General features: G+C 63.4%; 21 protein-coding genes and 1 tRNA gene. 20 read left to right on the top strand and 2 right to left on the bottom strand.

Annotated elements, in window-relative coordinates; all coding sequences use genetic code 11:
- Positions 1–5 precede the first annotated feature (5 nt).
- The 17 genes from EYQ35_10045 to EYQ35_10125 all read left to right on the top strand — a co-directional run bounded on the left by EYQ35_10045 (position 6) and on the right by EYQ35_10125 (position 21,725).
- Positions 6–1,214 carry a hypothetical protein gene (locus EYQ35_10045; protein ID HIF64475.1) on the top strand — a complete coding sequence of 403 codons (1,209 nt, stop codon included), beginning with the start codon at positions 6–8 and terminating at the stop codon, positions 1,212–1,214.
- Positions 1,215–1,232: 18 nt separating this feature from the next.
- Positions 1,233–2,426 (top strand): hypothetical protein, encoded by a 1,194-nt coding sequence (locus tag EYQ35_10050; GenBank protein HIF64476.1) that lies wholly within the window; start codon positions 1,233–1,235, stop codon positions 2,424–2,426.
- A gap of 5 nt (positions 2,427–2,431) precedes the next feature.
- The gene (locus EYQ35_10055) at positions 2,432–3,985 is read left to right on the top strand and encodes a CpaF family protein (GenBank protein ID HIF64477.1); all 1,554 of its coding nucleotides are present in this window, start codon (positions 2,432–2,434) and stop codon (positions 3,983–3,985) included.
- A complete protein-coding gene (locus EYQ35_10060; GenBank protein HIF64478.1) occupies positions 3,967–4,932 on the top strand; it encodes a secretion system protein in 966 nt (321 codons plus the stop codon). The genes EYQ35_10055 and EYQ35_10060 overlap by 19 nt, the downstream gene beginning before the upstream one ends.
- A 9-nt stretch (positions 4,933–4,941) precedes the next feature.
- Entirely contained in the window at positions 4,942–5,883 is a 942-nt protein-coding gene (locus tag EYQ35_10065) for a type II secretion system F family protein (protein HIF64479.1), read from the top strand.
- 57 nt (positions 5,884–5,940) lie between these two features.
- A complete protein-coding gene (gene uvrB / locus EYQ35_10070) occupies positions 5,941–7,944 on the top strand; it encodes an excinuclease ABC subunit UvrB (GenBank protein HIF64480.1) in 2,004 nt (667 codons plus the stop codon).
- On the top strand, positions 7,871–9,835 hold the full coding sequence (uvrC, locus tag EYQ35_10075) for an excinuclease ABC subunit UvrC (protein HIF64481.1): 1,965 nt from the start codon (positions 7,871–7,873) through the stop codon (positions 9,833–9,835). The genes uvrB and uvrC overlap by 74 nt, the downstream gene beginning before the upstream one ends.
- Positions 9,836–9,957: 122 nt before the next feature.
- Positions 9,958–12,423, top strand: a complete 2,466-nt coding sequence (locus EYQ35_10080) for a DNA internalization-related competence protein ComEC/Rec2 (protein HIF64482.1) — start codon at positions 9,958–9,960, stop codon at positions 12,421–12,423.
- A complete protein-coding gene (locus EYQ35_10085) occupies positions 12,420–13,700 on the top strand; it encodes a histidine--tRNA ligase (protein HIF64483.1) in 1,281 nt (426 codons plus the stop codon). The genes EYQ35_10080 and EYQ35_10085 overlap by 4 nt, the downstream gene beginning before the upstream one ends.
- Entirely contained in the window at positions 13,690–15,447 is a 1,758-nt protein-coding gene (aspS, locus tag EYQ35_10090) for an aspartate--tRNA ligase (GenBank protein HIF64484.1), read from the top strand. The genes EYQ35_10085 and aspS overlap by 11 nt, the downstream gene beginning before the upstream one ends.
- Complete coding sequence (locus EYQ35_10095; protein ID HIF64485.1) at positions 15,444–16,097, top strand: hypothetical protein; 654 nt, start codon at positions 15,444–15,446, stop codon at positions 16,095–16,097. The genes aspS and EYQ35_10095 overlap by 4 nt, the downstream gene beginning before the upstream one ends.
- 1 nt (position 16,098) lies before the next feature.
- A complete protein-coding gene (folD, locus tag EYQ35_10100) occupies positions 16,099–17,013 on the top strand; it encodes a bifunctional methylenetetrahydrofolate dehydrogenase/methenyltetrahydrofolate cyclohydrolase FolD (GenBank protein ID HIF64486.1) in 915 nt (304 codons plus the stop codon).
- Positions 17,010–18,095, top strand: a complete 1,086-nt coding sequence (gene gcvT / locus EYQ35_10105; GenBank protein ID HIF64487.1) for a glycine cleavage system aminomethyltransferase GcvT — start codon at positions 17,010–17,012, stop codon at positions 18,093–18,095. The genes folD and gcvT overlap by 4 nt, the downstream gene beginning before the upstream one ends.
- A gap of 62 nt (positions 18,096–18,157) precedes the next feature.
- Positions 18,158–18,550, top strand: a complete 393-nt coding sequence (gene gcvH, locus EYQ35_10110) for a glycine cleavage system protein GcvH (GenBank protein ID HIF64488.1) — start codon at positions 18,158–18,160, stop codon at positions 18,548–18,550.
- 3 nt (positions 18,551–18,553) lie between these two features.
- Positions 18,554–19,912, top strand: a complete 1,359-nt coding sequence (locus tag EYQ35_10115) for an aminomethyl-transferring glycine dehydrogenase subunit GcvPA (GenBank protein ID HIF64489.1) — start codon at positions 18,554–18,556, stop codon at positions 19,910–19,912.
- 74 nt (positions 19,913–19,986) lie between these two features.
- Complete coding sequence (locus EYQ35_10120) at positions 19,987–21,408, top strand: glycine dehydrogenase subunit 2 (protein ID HIF64490.1); 1,422 nt, start codon at positions 19,987–19,989, stop codon at positions 21,406–21,408.
- A 68-nt stretch (positions 21,409–21,476) separates the two neighbouring features.
- Complete coding sequence (locus tag EYQ35_10125) at positions 21,477–21,725, top strand: twin-arginine translocase TatA/TatE family subunit (GenBank protein ID HIF64491.1); 249 nt, start codon at positions 21,477–21,479, stop codon at positions 21,723–21,725.
- On the opposite strand, the gene EYQ35_10130 is transcribed toward EYQ35_10125, so the two are convergent.
- The gene (locus EYQ35_10130) at positions 21,676–22,266 is read right to left on the bottom strand and encodes a hypothetical protein (GenBank protein HIF64492.1); all 591 of its coding nucleotides are present in this window, start codon (positions 22,264–22,266) and stop codon (positions 21,676–21,678) included. The genes EYQ35_10125 and EYQ35_10130 overlap by 50 nt on opposite strands.
- A 124-nt stretch (positions 22,267–22,390) precedes the next feature.
- On the opposite strand from EYQ35_10130, the gene EYQ35_10135 reads away from it, so the two are divergent.
- From EYQ35_10135 to EYQ35_10145, 3 genes are all read left to right on the top strand, one after another.
- Positions 22,391–23,200, top strand: coding sequence for a glycosyltransferase family 2 protein (locus EYQ35_10135; protein HIF64493.1), 810 nt, complete (start codon positions 22,391–22,393; stop codon positions 23,198–23,200).
- 3 nt (positions 23,201–23,203) lie between these two features.
- Positions 23,204–23,290: transfer RNA gene (locus EYQ35_10140), tRNA-Leu, on the top strand.
- A 27-nt stretch (positions 23,291–23,317) separates the two neighbouring features.
- Positions 23,318–23,803, top strand: coding sequence for a flavin reductase (locus tag EYQ35_10145; GenBank protein HIF64494.1), 486 nt, complete (start codon positions 23,318–23,320; stop codon positions 23,801–23,803).
- Positions 23,804–23,847: 44 nt separating this feature from the next.
- Here EYQ35_10145 and EYQ35_10150 read toward each other — a convergent pair whose 3' ends face one another.
- Positions 23,848–24,327, bottom strand: coding sequence for a VOC family protein (locus EYQ35_10150; protein HIF64495.1), 480 nt, complete (start codon positions 24,325–24,327; stop codon positions 23,848–23,850).
- Positions 24,328–24,404: the final 77 nt, after the last annotated feature.

The following is a 24,404-nucleotide window of genomic DNA, read 5'->3' on the forward strand; positions in this document are numbered from 1 at the left end:
GCGGGATGGTCATGCAGAAGCAAGAAGAAAAACAGAACTCGTTGTTACGGCTTTCCGTTTCGGTCCTGGTGTCGGCGGCGCTGCTGCTGACAAGCGGGGCCCCGGTTTCAGCCGGCGACGCGGCCCTGGTGAGCAGGGTTTCACCTGTGAAGGCAGCCTATCGTAACGACGAGGGGGACAAGGTGCTTCACGTCATGGCCGGTAAGACCGTGGTACTGGACTTCAAGGACCGCGCCAAGCGTGTAGCGGTGGCTAACAAGGACGTCGCCGACGTCGTGATAGCTACGCCCGAGCAGTTGCTGGTAAACGGCATTTCGGCCGGCGAGACCAGCCTCGTTGCATGGAGCGATAAGGGCAACTACAGCATTTACAATATCGTCGTAACCGAGCAGGCCCGCGAGCAGGTGATGCTCGAAATCACGGTAGCCGAGGTCAACAAGGCCGAGCTCGAGAAGCGCGGCATAGACATTCGCGCCATGGGGGGACAGTTCGGTGCCCTGAGCCAGGCCGGCGGCGTAGCCCCGGTGTTTGGACAGCACGCGCCTCAGGCCAACCAGCCTCCGTTCCCCGTGAGCCTGGGATCCGGTCTTTCGTTGGCGGTCGTGGATTTCAGCAACGACATAGCCGGTTTCATCAAGGCGACCAATGACGACAACGTTGCCCGTATACTGGCCGAGCCCAAACTCCTCGCGCGTAGCGGCGAGAAAGCCAGCTTCCTTTCCGGCGGCGAGATTCCCATTCTTATCAGCGAAGACCAGCAGACATCGGTCTCTTACAAGGAGTTCGGGGTGAAGGTCGATTTCGTTCCCGTCGTGGCCATAGACGGCACCATAGAGCTCGACGTTTTCGCGGAAGTCAGTGAGCCTGATTTTTCGCAGGGGGTCGAGCTGTTCGGCTTTACCGTACCAGCCTTTGTCAGTCGCCGAGCGCAGACGAGCGTGAGTCTTACGAGTGGCCGTAGCCTGGTAATTGCCGGTTTGCTCAAGACCACAGAGCGGGACTTCACCTCGAAGGTGCCCGTCCTCGGAAGCGTGCCGATACTAGGTGCGCTTTTCAGGCGCAGCGAGAAAGAAAAGTTTGAAACCGAGCTGATCATGGTGGTAAAGCCCGTACTGCTCGGTTCCGGTGGCTTCGATGCCTCGGCGACCGCCTCTCAAGGAGACGGAGCCGTGGACTTCATCCGCAAAAAGACCGAGGGATCCCAGCTTCGCTGAGGAATACGGAAACCGGCGATGAAACGGGATAGTATCCGAACACTTACAGCCTTTAGAGGGCAGGACGATTCGGCCTTGAGGTCGGTGTTGGAATCCTTGCCCGGATTCGACGTAGAGGTATGCTCAAATTCTTACGAGCAAGTGCTCGCGCGCGGTGGTCTTGAAGACGTCCAGGCCGCGTTTGTCTACCTCGACGGAATCGAGGACGAGGGGCTCAAGCTCGTCGGACGGCTCATGGCCTCGCAGCCGGACCTCGCGGTGTTCGTCGTGTCGGAGAAACCCGGTACCGACCTCGTCGTAAGTTCTATAAGGGCCGGGGCCGCCGACGTGGTGGCCGCTGACGCGGGAACTGCGGACCTTCTTAAGCACATGGTGCGCCTGGTCGAGGTGCGCCGAAAACGTCCGGGCGGAGGTTGTCACAAGCTGGTGACGGTGTTCTCGCCGAGGGGCGGTGTCGGCGTGACGACCCTGGCCATAAATCTCGCGGTTTCGCTCAAGCAGCAGACCGGGGCACGCGTCGCGCTCGTTGACCTCGACCTGCAGAACGGCGAAGTGCCAGCTTTTCTCAATTTCAGGCACCCCTATTCGATCCTCGACCTCGTAGAAAACGTGGACAACCTTGACCCCGTGTTCCTGCAGGCCACGCTCTACCAACACTCGAGCGGGGTAGCCGTGCTACCCGCGCCCCCGATGCTGGAGGATTCCGAATCTCTTTCGGGTTCCGACGTCGCCGCGGTCCTCAAGGCGCTCAAGGCCCAGTATGACTACGTGGTGGTTGATACTCCGCCGGTGCTCAACGATGTCGTGCTTCCCGCCCTCGAGGCAGCCGAGCCCTTGTATCTCTTGACGGGAAACACCATCCCCGCCATCCGGGCGCTGCAGAGGGTGTGCGGGACACTGAAGAGGGTGGGATTGACGCCCGATAACATTAAGCTCGTGGTCGCCGGCGCAGCCGCGGCGGGGGAGGTGACCGACGATGACATCGCCGACGTGAGCAGGCTGCCGGTGAGCGGCTGCCTGCCCGCCGACCCCGTCGTTGCCGCCAGCGCCCTGGGCCAGGGCAGATCGGTGTTCGCCGCCGATGAGGACAGCAAGCTGGCGGTCGCAATACGCGCTATAGCGGCGCGACTGGCGGGCCCGGCTGCTGTTGTGCAGCCGCCGCAGCGACGAGGATTATTCTCCAGGTTCACGCCTGCAGGGGGTGCCAGCTAGTGGGAATGCTCGATCGTATACAGGACCGCCGGCGGCCGGAAAGCCCCGCGTCCCCGGATAGTAATGGCGCCAGGGTCGGGCAGGTAGAAAAACCCGCCACCGGTGAAGTGACCGGCAAGGTTGCCAGGGCTCTTGCCCAGGCCGGGGGGCAGAAGGCTCCCGCCGCCGATCCCGCTGCTTCAAGTAAACCGGCGCCCGAGCGCCAGGCCCCCACCTCAAGGAAGCCCGCTTCGACAGGCCAATCGCCTGACCCTGCTGCGGCCGGTAGTGGGTTGGCCGCGAACGCAGATCTCAAGCTGAGATTACACACCGACCTCATCGAACGCCTCGATCTCGCGGCAGTGGGCAAGGTGGAGCAGTCGGTCGTCGGTGAAGAGATAAGAGGCCTAATCGCCGAGTTGCTCGATGGCTACGGTGTCCCCCTGTCGCGCACCGACCGCCAGCGCGTCATAGACGAAACCGCCAGCGAGGTGCTCGGCTTCGGCCCCCTCGACGAGCTGATCCGTGACCCGACGGTGTCCGACATACTGGTTAACTCGTCCAGCAACGTTTACGTGGAACGGGCCGGGAAGTTGTCGCTCACGGGGGTTCGTTTCAGGGACGACGAGCACCTGATTCAGATCATCGATCGTATCGTTTCCCAGGTAGGGCGCCGCATCGATAGCTCTTCTCCCATGGTCGACGCTCGCTTGCCCGATGGTTCACGTGTTAACGCGGTCATACCCCCGGTGGCGCTCGACGGGCCGTCACTTTCGATACGTCGTTTCGGCGACGACCCCTACAAGATCGACGACCTGGTCTCGTTCGGCTCGATGACAGCGGAGATGGCCGTGTTCCTCGAGGCGGTCGTGTGCTCACGCCTGAACGTCATCGTTTCGGGAGGCACGGGTTCGGGTAAGACCACGCTCCTCAACTGCCTTTCGTCGTTCATTCCCGAAGACGAGAGGGTGGTTACCATAGAAGACGCGGCCGAGCTGCAGTTGCAGCAACCCCACGTTGTCAGGCTCGAAACGCGGCCTGCCAATCTCGAGGGCAAGGGCCAGGTGACGGCGAGAGATCTCGTGCGAAACACTCTCAGGATGCGCCCCGATCGCATTGTTGTCGGCGAGGTCCGCGGTGGCGAAGCTCTCGACATGCTGCAGGCCATGAACACCGGTCACGATGGGTCGATAACAACGCTGCACGCCAACACGCCGAGGGACTGCCTGACGAGGCTCGAGATGATGATACTCATGGCCGGTGTCGAACTGCCGGTGAAGGCCATGCGCCAACAGATAAGTTCGGCCGTCGACCTGGTAGTGCAGCAAGCGCGCATGCGCGACGGTAGCCGCAAGGTCACGCGCATAACCGAGGTCGTGGGCATGGAAGGCGACGTGGTGACCACGCAGGATATCTTCGGGCATGTCGTCACAGGTCTAGACGACGACGGTAAGGTCGAAGGTCATTTCAACTGCGACGGCATACGCCCGCGTTGCATCGATAAGCTGGAAGCATTCGGCTATTCGTTTGAGCCCGAGTTTTTTGCGTCGAGGAAGATATCGTGCAACCCGTCCTCATAGCTTTCGGGCTTTCGTTGTCGGTGGCCTTGATGTCGGCCGGCATTATGGTGCGCTTGCGACGCGCGACCCAGCGGGAGGCAGTGCTCGACAGGTTGCGGGCCGACCCGGTGCTGTCGCTTAACGAAGATAGTCGTCGCAGTATCCTTCGCGACGCGCGATTGAGCGAAGTGAGTTTTATCAACGAGCTACTCGAACGAATATCGCTCGTGCGGGTGCTCGAGCGCTGGCTGGTACAGGCTCGATGGAAGGTGCGGGCCGACGACGTGCTCCTGCGCAGCGTGCTCATGGGGCTCACCGGCGTGGTCTCGATGCAGTTGACCGTTGGCTCCACGCTGCTTGGTGTCGGGGTGGGCGCGGCCTTGGCCGGTTCGCCGGTGATGATACTGCTCATGCAGCGAAAACGCCGTTTTGCCGCTTTCGACAGGCAGCTTCCCGACGCGCTGACGATGATGAAAAACTCGCTTCAGGCGGGCTACACTCTGAATAAAGCGATGCAGGTGATCGCCGAGGAAATGGAAGCCCCGGTGGGCGAGGAGTTCCGCGACACGGTCGAGGAAATGCGCCTCGGGGTACCCCTGTCCCAGGCCATGAACAACCTCCGTCGCAGGATCGAGAACAACAACCTCGATATTTTTATAACCGCGGTGCTCATTCAGTTCGAGGTGGGGGGCAGCCTCACCGAGTTGCTTGAAAACGTAAGCGAGACGATACGAGAGCGCTTCCGGATGGAGGGCGAGGTAAAGTCGCTCACCGCCGAGGGACGCATATCGGGTATCGTGGTTGGCGTGTTGCCCATCGCCCTGGTGGCCATCATAAGCGTGATGCAGCCCGACTACCTGGAGCCCTTGCTCGCTACCGAGACCGGGCACAAGCTGCTCGGGCTCGCCGCGGTGCTCGAGACCCTGGGTTTCTTAGCCATAAGGAAGGTCAGTCGTGTCAACTTCTGAGGGCAGCGCATGACCCCGTTGTTGATATCCCTGGGTGCGGCGCTTGGCGGTGGCTTATTTTTTTCCGGCGTGGTCCTGGCTCTACGTAGCAGGAGAGACATGCAACGCAGGCTCGCGGTGGCGCTGCCGGCCGAAGGCGTCTCCGTGCTAGATGATGAAGAGCAGCAGAGCTTCGTATCCCGCTTGCTCTCCGACGTGGGTGCGTGGGTGGCAGACACCTTCGGCGCTCCGGCAGACGCTGCTGCGACTACGAAAGACAACAGTGACAGCGAGAAGTTGCTTTCTGCGGCGGGTTGGCGCGGTCCTCGAGCGGTGGCCCTCTACGCCGGCGCGAGAATGGGACTGGCCCTGTCGCTGGCGTTCATCGCCGCTATCGGGGCGCTCGTAAGCGGTGGCGAGCTAAGCCAGGCCGCCCAGTACGGTGCCTGCGGCGGCTTGCTCGGTTACTTCATCCCGCGCTTCGTGGTCGGCTCTCGTGCAAACAAGCGCAGGCTGTTAATAACCCGGACCTTGCCCGACGTGGTCGATATGTTCGTGCTCTGTGTCGAGGCGGGGCTGGGCCTGAACGCGGCCATGAAGCGGGTGGGCGACGAGCGCTCCCGCGATCCCGATGATGTCCTGGGCCGTGAACTTTCGTTGATGAACTACCAGCTGGCCTCGGGACGCAGCCGCGAAGACGCCTTTCTCGAGCTGGGCAGGCGCAACGACGCCGAGGACCTGAAGGCCTTTTCTTCTTTCATGGTCCAGAGCGACAAGCTCGGCACCAACATAGCCGACGCGCTGCGGGTTTTTGCCGGCGAGTCGCGGTCGCGGCGCAAGCAGATGGCCCAGGAAGCCGCCAACAAGGCGGCGGTAAAACTCCTGTTTCCCCTGGTGCTGTTTATCTTCCCCACGATGTTTCTCGTAATTCTCGGTCCGGCCATCATGAAGCTCCAAGCCGCCATGCCCTAGGCTCGAACGTCCTGGGCGGGGGTTAACGAGACAGCGGCGATGGTGTAAGTATCGCTCTTGCGACACCAAGGCACTTTCAAGCTCGAGACCGACTTCCGCCTGCAGGGCGATCAGCCCGCCGCCGTCCGCGAGCTCGTGGCGGGAATAGAGCAGGGCTTGGAGCACCAGGTGCTGTTGGGGGTCACCGGTTCGGGCAAGACCTTTACCATGGCCAACGTCATCGAGCGCCTGAACAGGCCCGCGCTCGTGCTCGCACCCAACAAGACCCTGGCCGCCCAGCTCTACAGCGAGTTCAAGCAACTCTTTCCCTCCAACGCGGTTCGCTACTTCGTTTCGTACTACGACTATTATCAACCCGAGGCCTACGTACCGAGCACCGATACCTACATCGAGAAAGACTCGGCGATCAACGACGAGATAGACAAGATGCGCCACTCGGCCACCCGGGCGCTGCTGGAGCGCAGCGACGTGCTCATCGTGGCCTCGGTGTCGTGCATATACGGCCTCGGCACGCCCGAAGACTACTTCAAGATGCTGCTGTTTCTCGAGGAAGGGCAGCGTGCCAATCGTGACGAGGTCATGCGTAAGCTTGTCGCTATTAACTACCAGCGGGATGACGCCGACTTCCACCGTGGCACCTTCAGGGTCAGGGGCGATATCGTCGAAATATTTCCTGTCTACGAAGACGTCCGCGCCCTGCGCGTAGAGTTCTTTGACGACGAAGTAGAATCGATAAAGGAAATCGACCCGCTGCGAGGCACGGTCAACCGTAAGCTGGAAAGGCTGGTACTTTACCCGGCCAGTCATTACGTGACCACCGCGGAAAACATGAAAGTCGCCATCGAACGCATTCGCAACGAGCTGGGCCTGCGCGGCACCGAGCTGCGCGCCGAGGACAAGGCGCTGGAGGCCCAGCGGCTGGAGCAGCGGACCCTCTACGACATCGAAATGCTCGAAGAGATGGGCGTGTGCACCGGTATTGAGAACTACTCAAGGCACCTGGCCGGCCGGCATGCCGGGGAGACGCCGGCCACCCTGTTGCACTATTTTCCCGATGATTTCGTGGCCTTCCTCGACGAGAGCCACATCAGTGTTTCGCAGGTAGGCGGCATGTACCGTGCGGACAGGTCGCGTAAAAACACCCTGGTTGATTTTGGTTTCAGGTTACCGTCGGCGCTGGACAACCGGCCGCTTACCTTCGAAGAATTCGGTGACGTGATGGGCCCCCTTGTCTACGTGTCGGCCACGCCCGGTGACTACGAGCTCGAGAAGTCGGCTGGGGTAGTGGTCGAACAGCTCGTCCGTCCTACCGGCCTGGTGGACCCAGAGGTAGAGGTGAGGGGGGCCGGCAACCAGGTAGACGACCTGCTGGACGAAGTTCGCTTGCGCGTCGAACGCGACCAGAGGGTGCTGGTCACGACCCTGACCAAGAAGATGGCCGAGGACCTGAGCGAGTACTACGACGAGCTCGGCATCAAGGTGCGCTACCTGCACTCGGACGTGGTCACCCTGGAGAGAGTGGAGATCCTGCGTGATCTGAGGCGCGGTGTGTTCGACGTGCTGGTGGGCATCAACCTGCTCAGGGAGGGGCTGGATCTTCCCGAGGTATCGCTGGTGGCGATACTCGACGCCGATAAGGAAGGTTTTCTTCGCTCCGCAAGGTCTTTGATACAAACCATGGGCAGGGCCGCACGCCATATAGACGGCAAGGTCATCATGTACGCCGACAGGATAACCGGCGCCATGGAGCAGGCGATGGACGAGACCGCCCGTCGCCGCGAGATGCAGGAGGCATATAACAAGGAGCACGGCATCGAACCCCGGGGCATAGAGCGGGGCGTGGACGATCCGATGGTGCGCATGGCCGAGGCCGACTACGGCCCGATACCCGAGGTAGCCGAGTCGTCGGCTGATTATGGCGACGGCGGACTTCGCGCCGAGATCGAAAGCCTCAGGCGGCGCATGAAAGAAGCGGCCGCCGGAATGGATTTTGAAAAGGCGGCCGAGCTCAGGGACAAGGCCAACCGTCTCGAGCAGCAGGAGCTCGGGTACGGTGGCTGACGGCCCACCCGCCGAGGACAAAAAAACCCCTACCACGCGGGAGAAGCTGGGGGCAAAGGTTGGCACGCTTCCCACCGGCCCTGGCGTCTACCTGTTCAAGGACAGCAAGGGCAAGGTGCTGTACGTCGGCAAGGCGCGCAGCCTTCGCCAACGCTTGCGCAGCTACCTCGCCGAGGGTGGTGACGGGCGCTACCAGTTGCGTTTCCTGATGCAGAAGGTCGCCGACCTCGAGACCCTCGTGACCGACGGCGAAGCCGAGGCGCTGATGCTGGAGGCCAACCTGATCCAGCAGTACAAGCCGCGGTACAACATACGCCTGAAGGACGACAAGAGTTACCTGTCGGTCAAGGTCACGAGCAAGGACGAGTGGCCGCGGCTGTTTCCGACGCGGCGTATCCAGCGCGACGGCAGCACCTACCTCGGCCCTTACCCGTCGGCGTCGGGCGTGCACGAAACCTTGTCTACCATACGCAGGGTGTTTCCGCTGCGCACCTGCTCGGATACCGTGTTTCGTAACCGTTCGCGTCCCTGCCTCGAGTACCAGATCAAGCGTTGCCTGGCCCCCTGCGTGTACGAGGTGGACAAGAAAGCCTACGCGCTTCATCTCGACGGGGCGGTAAAGCTTCTAGAGGGCAAGACCGACGGACTGTTGCGCGATATCGAGCGGCGCATGGCCGAGGCCGCTGCCGCCGAGGAGTATGAAGACGCGGCGAGGCTGCGGGACCGGGCGGCCGCGATCAAGACCGTGGCCGATAAGCAGAAGGTAGTGGTGCACGGCGGCGGCGATCGTGACGTTTTTGGCCTGGCGCGGGAAGGTGGATTCGTCCAGGCCCAGGTGTTGCTGGTGAGGTCGGGACGACTGTCGGCCCACCTGTCTTACCAGTTTGACGATCACGATTTTCCCGACGAGGAGGTCCTCGATTCACTGCTGGGACGCTTCTACGAGGGCGATCGCTATGTTCCCGCGGAGGTGTTGCTGCCCGTGGACGTCGAGGGTCGCGGCACCTTGGCCAGCGTTCTTTCGTCACGCCTGGGCAGGAAGGTGTCGGTGCTGGTACCGTTGCGGGGTGAAAAGAAACGCCTTGTAGAGATGGCCGTGCGCAACGCGGTGCACGCGCTTTCTGAACGCAGCGACGAGTCCCTGCGCCGCGAGAAGATGCTCAAGGAACTGCGCGACAGGTTGGGGCTGTCGAGTATCCCCAAGCGAGTGGAGTGCTTCGATATCTCGCACGTCTCGGGCGAAGACGTTGTTGCTTCCATGGTGGCTTTTGACGAAGGCTTGCCCGACAGGTCGGGCTACCGCCACTACCGGCTCAAGGAAGTGCAGCGCAACGATGACTATGCGGCCATGAAAGAGGTGCTGCATCGCCGCCTGGTGCGAGGGGTCAGCGAGGGCGGCCTGCCCGACCTCTTGCTGGTGGACGGCGGCAGGGGGCAGCTGTCGATGGCCGTGGAGGTGCTGCGCGAGCTCGGGGTCGAGGGGGTAGAGCTGGCATCGTTGGCCAAGGACAAGGTCAAGAGCGACGCTCAATCCGAAGAAATCGAGCGCAGTGAGGAGCGCGTGTTCAGGCCCGGGCGCTCTAACCCGATAAAGCTCAGGCGCAACTCCAACGCCTTGTTCCTGCTGCAGCGCTTGCGCGACGAAGCGCACCGTTTTGCGATTACCTACCACCGCAAGCTTCGTTCGAAGCGCCGCTTACGATCCGAACTCGACGACATCACTGGCGTCGGCCCGTCCAGGCGAAAGGCGCTGCTGAGGCATTTTGGTAGCGTAAAGCGCGTGCGCGAAGCCGAGGTAGAAGAAATCGCCTCGCTGGCCGGTTTCGGTGACGAGTTGGCGGCCCTGATCAAGGCCGCCCTGCAGGCTGGTCCCTCGCGCGGCGACCGCTAGCCGACCTGGCAGGGCGTTATGACAGCCCCTACATTACCGGCCGGGTATACCTTTGCCTTCAGCCCTTGAATGCCAGCCGCCGCTTGCGCTAATGGATAACGGTGGCGGTGTACCTGGCGGCGTTGGCAGCATTTTCGGCGGCGTGGTGCTGCGCTGCGGGCCTGCCGGTACTGCCCGGGCAATGGTTCGAACGCCTCCTTCCCGCGCTGCTTTGCGCCGCGTGGGGGGGCTGCTCAGTGGCGCGGGGGCAGCTCAAGAAAAGAACACTGCTTGCGGTCGTGTTGCTGGCGCTGTTGGTGGGCTGGAGAGCGTTGCCACCGGTCGAACCCCCGCCGGATGGTCATGTCACTGGTTTGCTCAAGGGCAGATCCCGCAGCATCGGGGCGCAGGCATTCGAGGCCGACGTGGTTTCGGTCAAGGACAGCGCTTCTGGTGGAAGCCGGCTGCTGCTCGACGCCGTAGAGACCGCTGCCAGCGGACGGCTGGCCGGTCGCGTGGTGCTCTACCTGCGTCACGGCGGTGAGGATTCGCTCGCGGGAAGGCGCATTGCCTTGTCATCCACTCTCAGGAGGATAAGCGACTTCGGCAACCCGGGGGAAAGCAGCTGGCGCGACTGGAACGGCAGGCGGGGCGTTTTTGTAAGCGCCTGGTCCTGGAGCTCCGAGGGCCTGGCGGACCTGGGTCCAGCGTACGGTTTCGATGCTGCCCTCGCGCGCGCGCGGGCCGAGCTGGCCGCTGACATCAGGCGCGGGCGTGGCCCCGGAGCGGGACTGGTGGCGGCGCTGGTCACCGGTCATCGCGATGGAATAAGCCCGGACGACCTCGCGGCCATCCGCGACTCGGGACTCGGCCACCTGTTGGCCATCTCGGGATTGCACATAGGCCTGGTCGCCGGCGTGGTGTACGCACTGCTGCACGGGTTGTTGCTGGCGCTACCGCGCTTGCCGGTGCTGTACGACGTCAGGCGTCCGGCGTTGCTCGCGGCGCTTGCCGCGGCAGGTGCTTACGGGCTCATGGCCGGTGGCCGGGTGCCGGTGCTACGGGCGGTGATCATGCTCGCGCTGCCATCGCTGTTGTTGTGGGCAGGGCGGCGGACAGCGGCTGGTTACGGCCTGGCGCTGGCCTGCGTGTCGTTGCTATTGTGGCGTGGCGGAATGGCGGCCGAGGCTGGTTTTCAACTATCGTTCTCCGCCGTCTGCGGGCTGATGCTGCTGGGCTCGGCGCGCCGCCTGCCCGAAGGGCAACCGCGCACCTGGGCCCGCCGGGCCGTCGACTACCTGGCTGTCTGCCTGGTTGCCTGGTACTGCACCGCTCCACTGGCCGCGCAGCACTTCGGCAGACTCAGCCTGGTGGCGCCGCTGGTCAACCTTCCGGCCTTGCCGCTGGTGGCCGTCACGGTGACATCAGCTCTGGCGTTGGTGCTTTGTTGGCTCTTTCTGCCGCTGCTGTTTTCCCCGCTGCTGGGCTTGGCCGTATTTTTTGCCGAACTGTTACTCGGCCTTGCCCGCCTGGGCGCGGGCATTCCGGGAGCCGGGCTGAACGTTGTTGCGCCGGGCTGGCCACTGCTGATGCTGCTGCTCGCAGGTCCACCTCTCCTGCTGTTTTCAAAACGCCGTCGACTGACGGCCGGCATCCTGCTGGTTGCAACCACTGCCTGCCTGTCGCTGGCCTGGCAGCAGCGCTGGACGCAGGACAGCCTCGAAATCGTATTTGCCTCGGTGGGGCAGGGGGACTCCACGCTGGTCAGGCTTCCCGGTGGCAGGGTGCTGCTCGTGGATGGTGGCCCGCCCGGCCGCGGAAACCTGGTACTGAGTCCGCTGCTCAGGCGCATGCAGATAGGACGCGTAGACACGATGCTGGCCACGCACGTGCAGAGCGACCACTGGGGAGGTTTCGATGATCTGGTCGAGCGTGTCGAGGCAGGCCGGTTCGTGTGGCCCGGGGGCCGCTGTGAGAGTTCTTCCTTCGGCCGTTTTCTCGAGCGCCTGGATCGAGCGGGCGTACCCGTGGTTGCAATGCATGGTAAGGGGCGTTTCTCGGTCGAAGGGCGGGAGGGTGCAGGGAGGGAGGGTGCAGGTCGCTTGCGCCTGCGGATTCTCAATCCGCCCGACGGCAGCGGCGAGTGCGCGTCCAATGACCGTTCGCTGGTGTTGCTTCTGGCCTGGGGGGGGCGACGCGTGTTGCTCACCGGCGACATTGAATCCAAGGCCGAAAGCCGCGTGTTGCAAGGCCTGCAGCGAGGTCGCCGCCTGGACGTAGTCAAGGTGCCCCACCACGGCAGCTCGAGCTCTTCAACGGCCGGCCTGGTCAGCAGGGCCTGCCCGGCGCTGGCGGTGGCATCGGCAGGGCGCGACAATCACTGGGGCTTTCCGCGGCCCGAGGTCGTGGAGCGTTGGCAGCGCGGGGGCTGTAGCTTCCTGTCAACATCCCAACAGGGCGCAGTCCGCGTGCTGCTGGAACGCGTGCCGGGCAGGCGGCGCGCGGCGATGACTGTTTATAACGGCAATGGGCGCGTTGACTATTCGGGGGGTCGACCCGATAAAGGGCCGCGCCGGGCCGGACACGACGGGCCTCGAGGGCGTCGATGAAACTGGCAGCAGTCAAGGGATTTCGCGACATTCAGGCTGGCGAAGTGCTGGCGCGACGAGCTGTGCTCGAAGCAAGCTGTGAGGTCCTCGAAAACTACGGCTTCCAGGAACTCGAACTGCCACTGCTCGAAAAGGTCGAGCTCTTCAAGCGGACCGTGGGCGACACTTCCGACATAGTCGAAAAAGAAATGTATACCTTCGAGGATCGAGACGGCTCCACGCTGGCGTTGAGACCCGAGGGAACCGCTTCGCTGGTGCGCGCCTACCTGGCCGCCGGCATGGCTCGATCGCAGCCCGAGGGTCGGTTCTACTACCGGGGGCCCATGTTCAGGAGGGAACGCCCTCAGAAGGGGCGCTTTCGTCAGTTCAGCCAGATCGGAGCCGAAATGCTTGGTCGCAGCGACCCCGCGGCCGATGCCGAGGCCGTGACGCTGGTGGCCGACATCTGCGAAGCCGTCGGCTTGAGGGAGTACCGTGTCGAGCTCAACAGCCTGGGCGACGAGGCTTGCCGCCCCGCTTACAGGAAGGCACTTGCGGCCTGGGGCGAGGAACGAATAGATTCGCTGTGCGACGACTGTCGCTCGCGCTTGAAGCGTAACCCGCTGCGCCTGCTCGATTGCAAGGTCGAGGCTTGCAAGGAGGCGATGCAGGGAGCGCCGATGATGGTGGACTCTCTGTGCGATGACTGTGAGAGCCACCACGGCAGGGTCAAGGAGCTCCTGGCCGAGTCGGGGGTCGAGGTCACCGCCAATCCCCGCATGGTACGCGGCCTGGACTACTATTGTCGCACAGCATTCGAAGTGACGGCAGCCGGCCTGGGTTCGCAGGACGCCGTGGGCGGGGGCGGTCGCTATGATGGCCTGGCCGCTTCGCTGGGCGGGCCCGATATCGCCGGTGTCGGCTTCGCTTTCGGGCTGGAGCGCATGGTGCTGGCGGCGGCAGGCCAGGAGCCCGGCGCGCCGCCTGTCGATATAGTGGTTGCCCCACTCGAAGAGCGTGCCCTGGGCGCGGTGCTGGGCCTGGCCCGACGCCTGAGGCGGGCCGGCAAGCGCGTGGAAGTCGAAAGTCCTTCGCGCAGTCTCAAGGCACAGATGAAGCGGGCCGACCGTTCGGGGGCAGCCTGCGTGTTGCTGGTCGGCGAGGCTGAGCTGGAAGCCGGTAAGGCTACGCTGCGCGACATGGTTAACAAGGCCGATCACGCGCAGCTTATCGAGATTGATGGCGACGCGGAACAGATGATCAAGTGCATAGGGGAGGCGGTAAAAAGTGGAGCGTAGCTGTTATTGCAGTGAACCGCGCGCGGGGCAGGCAGGCGAAACCCTGCTGGTCGCGGGTTGGGTTCATTCGAGGCGGGATCACGGGGGAATAATCTTCGTAGACCTGCGCGATCATACGGGCTTGTTGCAGGTGGTGTTTGATCCCCAGGAAAACGCGACCGCGCACGAGCTGGCCGGTCAACTACGTGGGGAGTTCGTTATCGCCGTCGAAGGTCACCTGCGCGAGCGCAGCGAGGAGACAGTTAACCCCGAGCTGCCGACCGGTTCGGTTGAAATCATGGTCGACAGGCTCGAGATACTCAACAGCGCCAAGCCAAGCCCTTTTCCGATCGAGGACGACGCTCGCATTACCGAGAACGTGAGGTTGAGTTACCGTTACCTCGACCTGCGCCGCCCCGTTATGCAGCGTAACCTGCGCTTGAGGCACGAAGTCGTATCGATAACGCGGCGCTGGTTTGACGAATCGGGATTCATCGAGGTGGAGACCCCGATGCTCACACGCAGCACTCCCGAGGGCGCGCGCGATTACCTTGTGCCCAGTCGTGTGTATCCGGGCAGCTTTTTTGCCCTGCCGCAGTCACCGCAGTTGTTCAAGCAGCTTCTCATGGTCTCGGGCGTGGACCGCTACTACCAGGTGGCCCGCTGCTTTCGCGACGAAGACCTCAGGGCCGACCGGCAGCCCGAGTTCACGCAGATTGATATAGAGATGGCTTTTGCCGATTCCGACCAGGTGATGGCCGGTGTCGAGGGGCTTTTGAAGAAATTGTTCACCGAGCTGGCGGGGCAGTCCTTCGACGCACCGTTTCCGCGCTTGACCTGGCACGACTCGATGGATCGCTACGGCAGCGACCGCCCCGACACCCGTTTCGGGATGGAGCTGGTCGATCTCAGCGACGTCTTCGCGCAGAGCGAGTTCAAAGTGTTTCGCTCGGTGGTGGAAGGCGGCGGCGTGGTGAAGGCCATTGTCGTGCGCGGTGGCGCCGAAATGTCGCGCAAGGAACTCGACAACCTCGGCGAGGTTGCAAAAACCCACGGCGCGGGTGGCCTGGCGTGGATAAAGATCAACACTGACGGGTGGCAATCGCCGGTGGTCAAGTTTTTCTCGGACGCAGAGAAAGAGGCACTCTCGGAGCGTTGCCAACCGGCCGACGGAGACCTGGTTCTTTTTGGTGCAGACAGCTACCGGGTGGTCTGCGACGTGCTCGGCAACCTGCGTTGTCACGTGGCTGAGCTCAGGGGGCTCGCTGATCCCGAACGCTTTGATTTCCTCTGGGTGGTCGACTTCCCGCTGGTGGAATACAATGAAGGCGACAAGCGTTGGCAGGCGCTGCACCACCCGTTTACGGCCCCGCGGCCTGACCACGTGGACAAGCTGGACGAGTCCCCGGGCTCGGTGCTGGCAGACGCCTACGACGTGGTTCTCAACGGGGTCGAGCTGGGTGGTGGCTCGGTTCGTATTCACAGCCCCGAATTGCAGCAGCAGGTGCTGGGCGTGCTCGGCATCGACAAGGAAGAAGCGGGGGAGAAGTTCGGTTTTCTGCTCGAGGCGCTTTCTTTCGGCGCGCCACCGCACGCCGGACTCGCCCTGGGGCTGGACAGGCTGGTGGGCATGCTTACCGGTTGCGACTCTATCCGCGATGTCATCGCGTTTCCCAAAACCCAGCGAGCGGCCTGTCCGCTGACCGACGCGCCGTCGCCCGTCGATCTCGCCCAGCTGAGAGGGCTGGGCTTGAGGAAAGACGCGTGAAGCTGCGCGCAGTCACGGCGGTTATGGCCCTGGCCCTGGCATCGATCACGGCCCTGGGTGGCTGCTCGGGCAAGGAAGAACTCTCCATGGACCTGGTCGACGGCCGCGAGGGCGTGGTAGCCATAGCCGTGCTGCCGGCAGCCTGGAGCGATGGCAAAACCAGCAACTCCTGCGAGCTCTGCCCGGACGCCTTGGTGCTCAAGCCGGTTGCCGGCGGCGACGCGGAGCTGGTTACCGCTTTTTTCTACGAGGCCCTGGCCCGCCATCCCGCCTACCGCACCCTGTCCCGGAACTCCGTTTCGTCCCGCAAGGGTGAGAGCAAGCAACAGTTGGTCGAACGGCTCGTGGCCCAGGGCGAGATCGATGTCTTTCTCGTCCCGGCCCTGGCCGAGACCGTGCAGCGCGTGGGGACGGCAAGGACGGCCACCGTTTCGGGGGAGGCCACGGTTTACGCGGCCTTACTCGGCGCCGATGGGCTCGAACGCAGGTGGAGCGGTACAGAGTACGGCGGCCAGGAAATGCCGGGGATGTATGGCCGGATTTCGATGATGGCCACGGGAGAAGAACTCCGATTAAACAGCGCCATGGAGCAGGCCGACCTTCATGTCCGTGAGCTGGTGGCCCGCATGGTGAAGGCCGCGGGGCGCTGACGTGAGCGGTGGCGGTGCGACAGCGGGCGGCGCTTCCGACGGAGAAGCCGCGGGCGCGAAGCTTATAGACGGCAAGGCCGAGTCGGCGGCTGTAAGGGCCGAGGTGGCAGCCGACGTTGAGAGCCGGGTGGCCGCCGGTGCAAGAAAACCGGGGCTGGCCACTATACTGGTCGGCGACGACCCCGCGTCGGCGGTTTACGTGGCGCGTAAGATTCGCGAGGCCGGCGAGGTGGGCATGAACTCCGAGCACCGAGCGTTGCCCGCGGACGTGAGCATGCAGGAGCTGTTGGCCGTCATCGAAGACTGCAACCGCGACGAGGGCATCGATGGCATTATCGTGCAGCTTCCGCTGCCGGCCCAACTCGACGAAGACGCGGCCGTGGCAGCCGTGGATCCGGTCAAGGACGTGGACGGCCTGCACCCCGTAAACCAGGGCGCTTTGTTTACCGGCCGGCCCGGACTGCGGCCTTGCACGCCGGTGAGCTGCGTGCACCTCATGGATACCACGGGCGTTGATCTCACCGGCCTGCACGCGGTCGTCGTAGGTCGCTCGGCACTGGTGGGCAAGCCGGTGGCAATGCTGCTGCTCGAGCGCCACGCCACGGTGGTGCTGTGTCACTCGCGCACCGCCGACCTGCAACGGCAGGTAGAAAGCGCCGACGTACTGGTGGTGGCCATAGGCAGCCCCCGCGTCATTCCCGGCGAGTGGGTAAAGCCCGGCTCGGTCGTGATCGATGTGGGCATCAACCGTGTAGACGGCCGCCTCGTGGGCGATATCGGTTTTGACGCAGCCAGGCAGCGAGCTGCCCACATAACTCCTGTTCCGGGCGGCGTCGGCCCGATGACGGTGGCGGTACTGCTGCGCAATACGCGCGACGCGTGGCTTGCTTCTCTCGCGGCAGAGAGCGCAGCGTGAGTGACGGTGCTGCGCGTACACCGCTATACGCGACTCACCTGGACGCCAGTGCCCGCATGGTCGAATTCTCGGGCTGGAGCATGCCGCTCCAATACAGCTCGATTGTAAAAGAACACAATGCCGTCAGGACTGCGGGCGGCATGTTCGATGCCAGCCACATGGGCGAAGTCGAACTGCGGGGGCCGGCTGCGATCGACGCCTGTGAGCACCTGTTTACCAGCGAGCTGAGAAAACTTTCGGTAGGCAGGGCAAAGTACGGGCTCATGTGTGAACCCTCGGGTGGCGTCATGGACGATGTCATCGTCTATCGTGTCGAGGAACAACGCTACATGGTGTGTCTAAACGCCGGTAACGTAGAGGGGGACCTGGCCTGGATAAACGAGCACGCCGGCTCGCGCTGCGAGGTCGAGGACAGGAGCGCCGATACGGCCTTGATCGCGCTACAGGGACCCGCGGCGGCGACCGTGCTGGGCGAGCTTGTCGAGGGCGCCGCGGATCTGCCGCGCTTCGCCTGTCGCGAAATAATACTGGAGGGTGAAACGGCGCTGATGGCGAGAACCGGCTACACGGGCGAGGACGGTTTTGAATTGTTCCTCCCCTCGGCACGGGCCGAGGGCGTGTGGGACGCCCTTGCTGCCACTGGCGGGCCACTGGGGATAGTACCTGCCGGCCTTGGGGCCAGGGATACCCTGAGGCTCGAAGCCGGCTTGCCACTCTACGGCCACGAACTGGGTCTCGACATAAGTCCTCTCGAGGCGGGCCTTGGAAGGTTTGTGAGGGACGATATTGCAACGGCCATCGGGGGAGAGGCGCTGGCCGCCGAGCGTGAGCGCGGCCCCGCGCGCTGTCTGCTGGGCCTTCTGCCCAACGGTGCCATAGCCCGGCAGGGCCACGAGGTCCTGGCCGGGGACAAGGTGGTAGGCCGGGTCACGAGCGGAACGCATTCGCCCAGCCTGGGCCGGCCCGTGGCGATGGCCCTGGTCGACGCCGAGTCGTCAGCAGCCGGGCTCAGCGTCGACGTGAGGGGGCGTATCAAGCCCGCCGATGTGACGGCCCTGCCTTTTTATGTTAGGCAGCGCTGAGTCACAGGTGTTTTTCAACACCCGTGAATGGTTGAATCAAGGCTAAGGGTAGAGGAGAGGACATGGAGTTTCCTGATGACGTTCATTACACGGCGGAGCACGAGTGGCTGCGACTGGAAGACGACGGACTGGTCGTGGTAGGCATCACCGACTACGCGCAGGACCAGCTGGGCGACATCGTATTTGTACAGCTGCCCGACGTGGCCGACACTGTTATTTCCAAGGACGAGCAGCTGGCCGAAATCGAATCGGTAAAGACCGTATCTGAGGTCTACGCGCCTATCAGCGGCAAGGTGGTCAAGGTGAACACGGACTTGGCGGACGGCCCCGAGGTGCTCAACGAAGACCCCTACGGCTATGGCTGGCTGGTGCACATGGAGCCCAGCGGAGACGACCCGACCGCCGGTCTGATGTCGGCTGACGAGTACCGGGCCCTGGTCAGCGAGGGAGATTGACGGTTGCGCTACCTGCCGCATACAGCGACCGACATCAGCCAGATGCTGGCCACCGTGGGGGTGGAGTCCGTAGACGAGTTGCTCGAACAGGTGCCCGCGAATCTTCGCGCGCAACAGGCCCTCGGACTGCCCGATGGCTGCCCTGAAGCCGAGGTCCTGGAGCGGGCCAGCGAGTTGGCCGCGAGCAACAGTATCCTGCCTTCCTTCCAGGGGGCAGGCTGCTACCGGCGGCACGTGCCCTCGGTGGTTTCTGCTGTTTTGTCCCGTGCCGAGTTTGCGACCGCCTACACCCCTTACCAGCCCGAGGTCAGCCAGGGAACGCTGCAGGCCTGTTTCGAGTTCCAGACTTACGTGGCGCGCTTGTGCGGACTCGACGTGGCCAACGCTAGTCTCTACGACGGGGCTTCGGCCCTGGCGGAGGCCGTGCTGCTGGCGGTCAGGGTCGGCCGTGGCCGCCGCCGCGTGCTCATGTCTGCCGGTGTTCACCCCGCCTACCGCGCCGTGACCGAGACCTACCTGCGTGGCTCGGGTGACTCGGAAGTAGAGCTGATCGGGTTGGATGACAACGGGCGCACCGACGCCGAGCTGCTAGAGAAAGCGCTGGGCGATGACGTAGCGGCCATCTGCACGGGCTACCCCAATTTTTACGGCGTAATCGACGATCTCGCCACGGCTTCACGGCTGGCGCGGCGTTGCGGTGCCTTGTCGTTGAGCGTTACCAGCGAGCCCCTGGCCCTGGGCCTGCTGAGGTCTCCCGGCGAACTCGGGGCCGACGTGGCCGTGGCCGAGGGGCAGGGGCTGGGCTTGCCCCTCTCTTACGGCGGACCAGGGGTCGGCCTGTTCGCCGCGAGGCAGCAATACCTGCGCCAGGTTCCCGGTCGCCTCGTGGGCGAGACCCTCGACAGCAACGGGAGGAGGGGCTACGTTCTCACCCTGGCCACCCGCGAGCAACACATACGCAGGGAACGCGCGACGTCCAACATCTGCACTAACCAGGGATTGGCGGCGCTGGCGGTCACCACCTTCCTGGGTGTGGCCGGGCGCAAGGGACTGAGAAAACTTGCGGCTCTCAATACCGTGCGGGCCCACCAGTTGGCCGAGCGCCTGGCGTCCGAAGCCGGCCTCGCCCCGGTTTTCAGTGCGCCGTTTTTTAACGAGTTCGCCATCGAGGTGCCCGACAGCAAGCGCTGGTTCGATGACTGCGTGCAGCGTGGTGTTATTCCCGGGGTGCGCGTGGCTGATCTCGAAGACAGCTGCGCGGATGACGGCGATAACCGGGTGCTGGTGACTGTGACCGAGGTCAACAGCGACGCGGACTTTGACCTGCTGGTTTCGACAGCTCGGCAGAGCATGGCGGCTTGAGGCAGGCGTGGTGAGGTGGGGGACATGAGGTTATTGGCGTGAGTGCTGGAGTAGACAGGGGTCCGGAGAAGACCGTGTTCGAGAAGGGCAGTCCGGGCCGCTGTGGGTTGGACCTGCCCGAACCGGGGCCGTTGCCCCTGGATCCGAAACTGCTGAGAGCCGACCTTGAGGGCTTTCCAGAAATGAGCGAGCCGGAGGTCCTGCGCCACTATCTACGCCTTTCGCAGCTCAACTATTCGGCTGCTGCCGATTTTTATCCACTGGGTTCGTGCACGATGAAGTACAACCCGGTCGTGAACGACAAGGTAGCGGGGCTCGAAGGTTTCGTGGCGTCGCACCCCTATGCACCGGTTGAACTCGTGCAGGGCAACCTGCGCCTGATGCGCGAGCTGGAAGAATGGCTGGTCGAAATCAGCGGCCTTTCCTCGGTGTCGTTGCAGCCGGCCGCCGGAGCGCAGGGCGAACTGGCCGGTATCAAGATAATGCGCGCCTGGCATGAAGAGCAGGGCAAGCCGCGCAGCAAGGTGCTCATTCCCGCCAGTGCGCACGGCACCAACCCCGCCAGTGCTGCCCTCTGCGGTTACGACAGCGTCGTCGTGCCGGTAGGCGACGACGGGCTGGTGTCGGTCGACGCGGTAAGGGAACTGCTCGACGACGAGGTCGCCGGGCTGATGATCACCAATCCCAATACGCTGGGTCTGTTCGAGCCGGCGATGGGCGAGATCACGGCCGCGGTGCACGAGTTCGGCGGACTGGTTTACATGGACGGCGCCAACATGAACGCGCTCATGGGCGTGGCTCGACCGGGCGACATGGGCGCCGACATTCTCCACGTGAACCTGCACAAGACTTTTTCTACTCCGCACGGTGGCGGTGGCCCGGGGGCCGGGCCACTGGCGGTGACCGAGCAGCTGGAAAAATACCTTCCGTCGCCGCGCATGGTTGAAAAAGACGGCAAACTCGATTGGGACTACGACCGGCCCGATTCTATCGGTCCGGTGCGGTCGTTTTACGGCAACTTCGGGATACTCGTTCGTGCCTGGGCTTATATGAAAGCTTGCGGAGGCGACGGCCTGACCGAGGTGACACGCATGGCGGTGCTGGCTGCCAATTACCTCAAGGCGCGCCTCGAGCAGGAGTATCATCTCCCCTGCGATGGCCCGTGTATGCACGAGGTTGTCTTTACGGACAAGAAACTGGAAGGGGGAGTAAAGACCCTCGATCTGGCCAAGCGCTTGCTCGATTACGGCTTTCACGCGCCCACTATTTATTTCCCCTTGGTGGTGGAGGGCGCCATCATGATCGAGCCCACCGAGAGCGAGCCCCTGGAAACCCTTGACGAATTTGCCGACGCGATGCTCGCTATTGCCCGCGAGGCGCGGGAGGATCCGGGCAAGGTAAAAAACGCCCCGTTCAACACCCCGGTGGCCCGGCTCGACGAAACCAGGGCAGCCAGGCACCCGCGCCTGGTGTGGACGGCCGAGGAATCGGCCTGACAATGGTTTTCTCGGAGCGGTCCTTGGAGTATTATCAATTACATTGCGACGACTGCTTGGAGGTCTAAATGTTCGGACTGGGTGTTACCGAGCTCATAATCATACTCGTGATCATCCTGATCATGTTCGGTGCCGGCAAGTTGCCGGAAATCGGCGAAGGATTGGGTAGGGGGATCAAGAATTTCCGGCGGGCCACCCGGCAGTCCGACGAGATTGACGTCACCCCGGCATCGGAATCCGAACAGGGTGATGACGATAACGGCGATGTCAGCGGTGGTGGCCAGGCAGGGGGCGGGCCGACACAACCCGGTAGCTGACGTTCTCCACGCTGCGTCGCAGTGCGGGAAACGTCGCCTGGCACCTGGTCTTATCCTGCGGATGCAGGAGGAAGCCCGTGCCGGGATCGAGATCGCGAAGAACGAGCAGCTGGTCCGTGGTTAATCTTCTCAGTAATCGAGGCGACACGTTTCGTCCGCAGGGCGTCGTGGACACGGCCTGTGTTTTGTTGCCCAGCGACGCGCGCGCTTCGATGACCACGGATTCAAGTGCCACCGAACCGTGGTTGGTCACCGAGGTTTCGAGTACCAGGGCACGCCGGTGATCGCTGGAAACTATGAAATATGCTTTCGCGTCGTCGACGCGGAGCTGGCGCAGAAGGGCCGGGTCGGAAGCCAGGCTGCGTGCCGGACCCGGTGCGGGGATAGCGGCGAGTACCGAGTCGGCCAGTGCGTGATTGAAGGCCAGGGCCAGGGTTATCATACCGTATGCACTGCACAGGGCAGTGAGGAGCACGAAGGCCGTGGCGATCGGAGTGCGCTGCTTGCGCTTGAGAATAACTGTTCTGGAACGAGTAGCCACGGGGAGTTACGACGCCACCCATTCTACGGCGGCCAGTGGCTGGCGGCAATCACCTCGTGGCCGATAGTGGGGCAAAATTGTCAGGGGATGCGGCGATGGGAGGAGAGGGTAGTGGGGCAATACAGTGGAATGTGAATTAACGGTGGTTCTGCCCGCGTACAACGAGGCGGGCAATATTGGCGAGGTGGTCGCCGAGACCGAGCGGGTGCTCAGTGAGCAGCAGATAGACTACGAAATACGCGTGGTTGACGATGGCAGTACCGACGGTACCGCGCTGGTGCTCGATGCTTTGCAGCGCAACAACGCGAGGGTGAGCATCAGTACCCATCCGCTCAACCGGGGTTATGGCGCGGCGGTAAAGAGTGGTCTGCGCGGCGCGAGGGGCGCCCACGTTCTCGTGAGTGATGGGGACGGGCAGTTTTCGATGATGGGCTTTGATTCGCTGTGGAAGGCCCGCCGCGAGGCCGACCTCGTGCTGGGCTTTCGCCTGACCAGGCGTGATCCGGCCCACCGGCGTGCCGCTGGGTGGATCTACAGTCGCCTGGTAGTGCCGCTGTTGTTCGGTCTGCGGGTCCGCGACGTGAATTGCGGCTACAAGCTGTTTTCACGTGCTGCTATTGATGGCCTTGAGCCCCACGCGAATGGCGCGTTGGTTTACGCGGAGTTGTTGGCCCGCGCGCTCAAGCGAGGCGCGAGTTTGACCGAGGTTGGGGTCGAGCATCTTCCCCGCGGATCGGGCACCTCCACCGGCCTCAAGCCCTCGGTGGTGTTTCGGGCCCTACGGGAGTTGTCGCGCGTGAGGGCTGCCATCAACCGCGAAGGGCCTGTGCCGGGCGGCGTCTTTACGGCTGCGGTACGCGACGGTGAAGCGCTGCTCGGCAGCCAGGCAGGCTTGCGGCCGGGCGACGATGCGTTACAATCCCCGCCTTCCTAGCTGGCGAAAGTGGCGGAACTGGTAGACGCGCAGGATTCAGGTTCCTGTGGCCGCGAGGTCGTGGGGGTTCGAGTCCCCCCTTTCGCACCAGCAAGGAAACCCGGGGGAGTCGCGCGCATGGACAGCAATAGCTTCAGAGACATCATGGGCGGCTTTGCCACGGGAGTTACCGTGGTCACGACTTGCGTAGACGGGCTCTACCACGGGTTTACGGCCAACGCCGTGAGCTCTGTGTCCCTGGATCCTCCCCTGCTGCTCGTCTGTGCCGACAAGGGTGGTATAGCCCACGGCCAGCTTGCGCGCGCCGAGAGCTTTGGCGTCAGCATCCTGTCGGCCGAACAGGAAGCGGTGTCCAACCTTTTTGCGTCCAGGGGTGAGCCCGGAGCAGGGGGCATGCGGGATCTGCCGTTTCGCGTGGGCGAATCGGGGGCTCCACTGCTCGACGGCGCCTTGGCCTGGCTGGAATGCCGAAGCCACTCCCAGGCCGAGGGGGGCGACCACACGATATTTTTCGGTGAAGCGGTCGATGGCGGCAGCAATGCCGAACAGGGCCCGTTGCTGTTTTTCCGCGGCGGCTACCGCTTCGTCTCACCCGCCGGCTAAGCCTGGGCTGCCAGCTGAACGGGGCCTGGTGAGCCCGCCACTCGCTACAGCGAGGCGACTTTCTTGAAGGCCTCGATCACCGCTTCGGGAGCCTGAACGAGCTCGATGAGCACGCCTTCGCCGCTTATGGGTGATTCCTCGTTGCCCTTGGGGTGAATAAAGCAGACGTCAAAACCGGCAGCTCCCTTGCGTATGCCGCCGGGTGTAAAGCGCATTCCCTGTTCCCCGAGCCAGGTCACGGCGGCCGCGAGGTCATCGATCCACAAGCCGATGTGGTTGAGCGGGGGGTTATGAACGGCCGGGCGCTTTTCGGGGTCAATCGGCTGCATGAGGTCGACTTCCACCTTGAGCGGGCCGCTGCCGGCCACGGTAATGTCTTCGTCGACGTTTTCCTTTTCGCTTCGAAAATCGCCGGTAACGGTGAGGCCCAGGGTGTCTACCCACAGTCTTCGCAGGGCGCCCTTGTCCAGGCTTCCCACTGCTATCTGTTGTATACCCAGTACGCTGAACGGTCTGTCACTCATGTTCTTCCTCCCTCGTCGGTCGAGGCGTCGGGACTCTAGCCCCCGTGGCTCTCAAGCTCAACAACGACCGGGCCTCT

This window comes from Candidatus Binatota bacterium (assembly GCA_012960245.1).
Classification (GTDB): domain Bacteria; phylum Desulfobacterota; class Binatia; order UBA1149; family UBA1149; genus UBA1149.

Bases quoted from the DNA above. Each gene is read 5' to 3' on its own strand.
- EYQ35_10145 (HIF64494.1), top strand. From the start codon at position 23,318: ATGGACAGCAATAGCTTCAGAGACATCATGGGCGGCTTTGCCACGGGA.
- EYQ35_10125 (HIF64491.1), top strand. From the start codon at position 21,477: ATGTTCGGACTGGGTGTTACCGAGCTCATAATCATACTCGTGATCATC.
- gcvH (HIF64488.1), top strand. From the start codon at position 18,158: ATGGAGTTTCCTGATGACGTTCATTACACGGCGGAGCACGAGTGGCTG.
- EYQ35_10045 (HIF64475.1), top strand. From the start codon at position 6: ATGGTCATGCAGAAGCAAGAAGAAAAACAGAACTCGTTGTTACGGCTT.
- EYQ35_10085 (HIF64483.1), top strand. From the start codon at position 12,420: ATGAAACTGGCAGCAGTCAAGGGATTTCGCGACATTCAGGCTGGCGAA.
- EYQ35_10150 (HIF64495.1), bottom strand. From the start codon at position 24,327: ATGAGTGACAGACCGTTCAGCGTACTGGGTATACAACAGATAGCAGTG.
- EYQ35_10055 (HIF64477.1), top strand. From the start codon at position 2,432: ATGCTCGATCGTATACAGGACCGCCGGCGGCCGGAAAGCCCCGCGTCC.
- EYQ35_10065 (HIF64479.1), top strand. From the start codon at position 4,942: ATGACCCCGTTGTTGATATCCCTGGGTGCGGCGCTTGGCGGTGGCTTA.
- EYQ35_10050 (HIF64476.1), top strand. From the start codon at position 1,233: ATGAAACGGGATAGTATCCGAACACTTACAGCCTTTAGAGGGCAGGAC.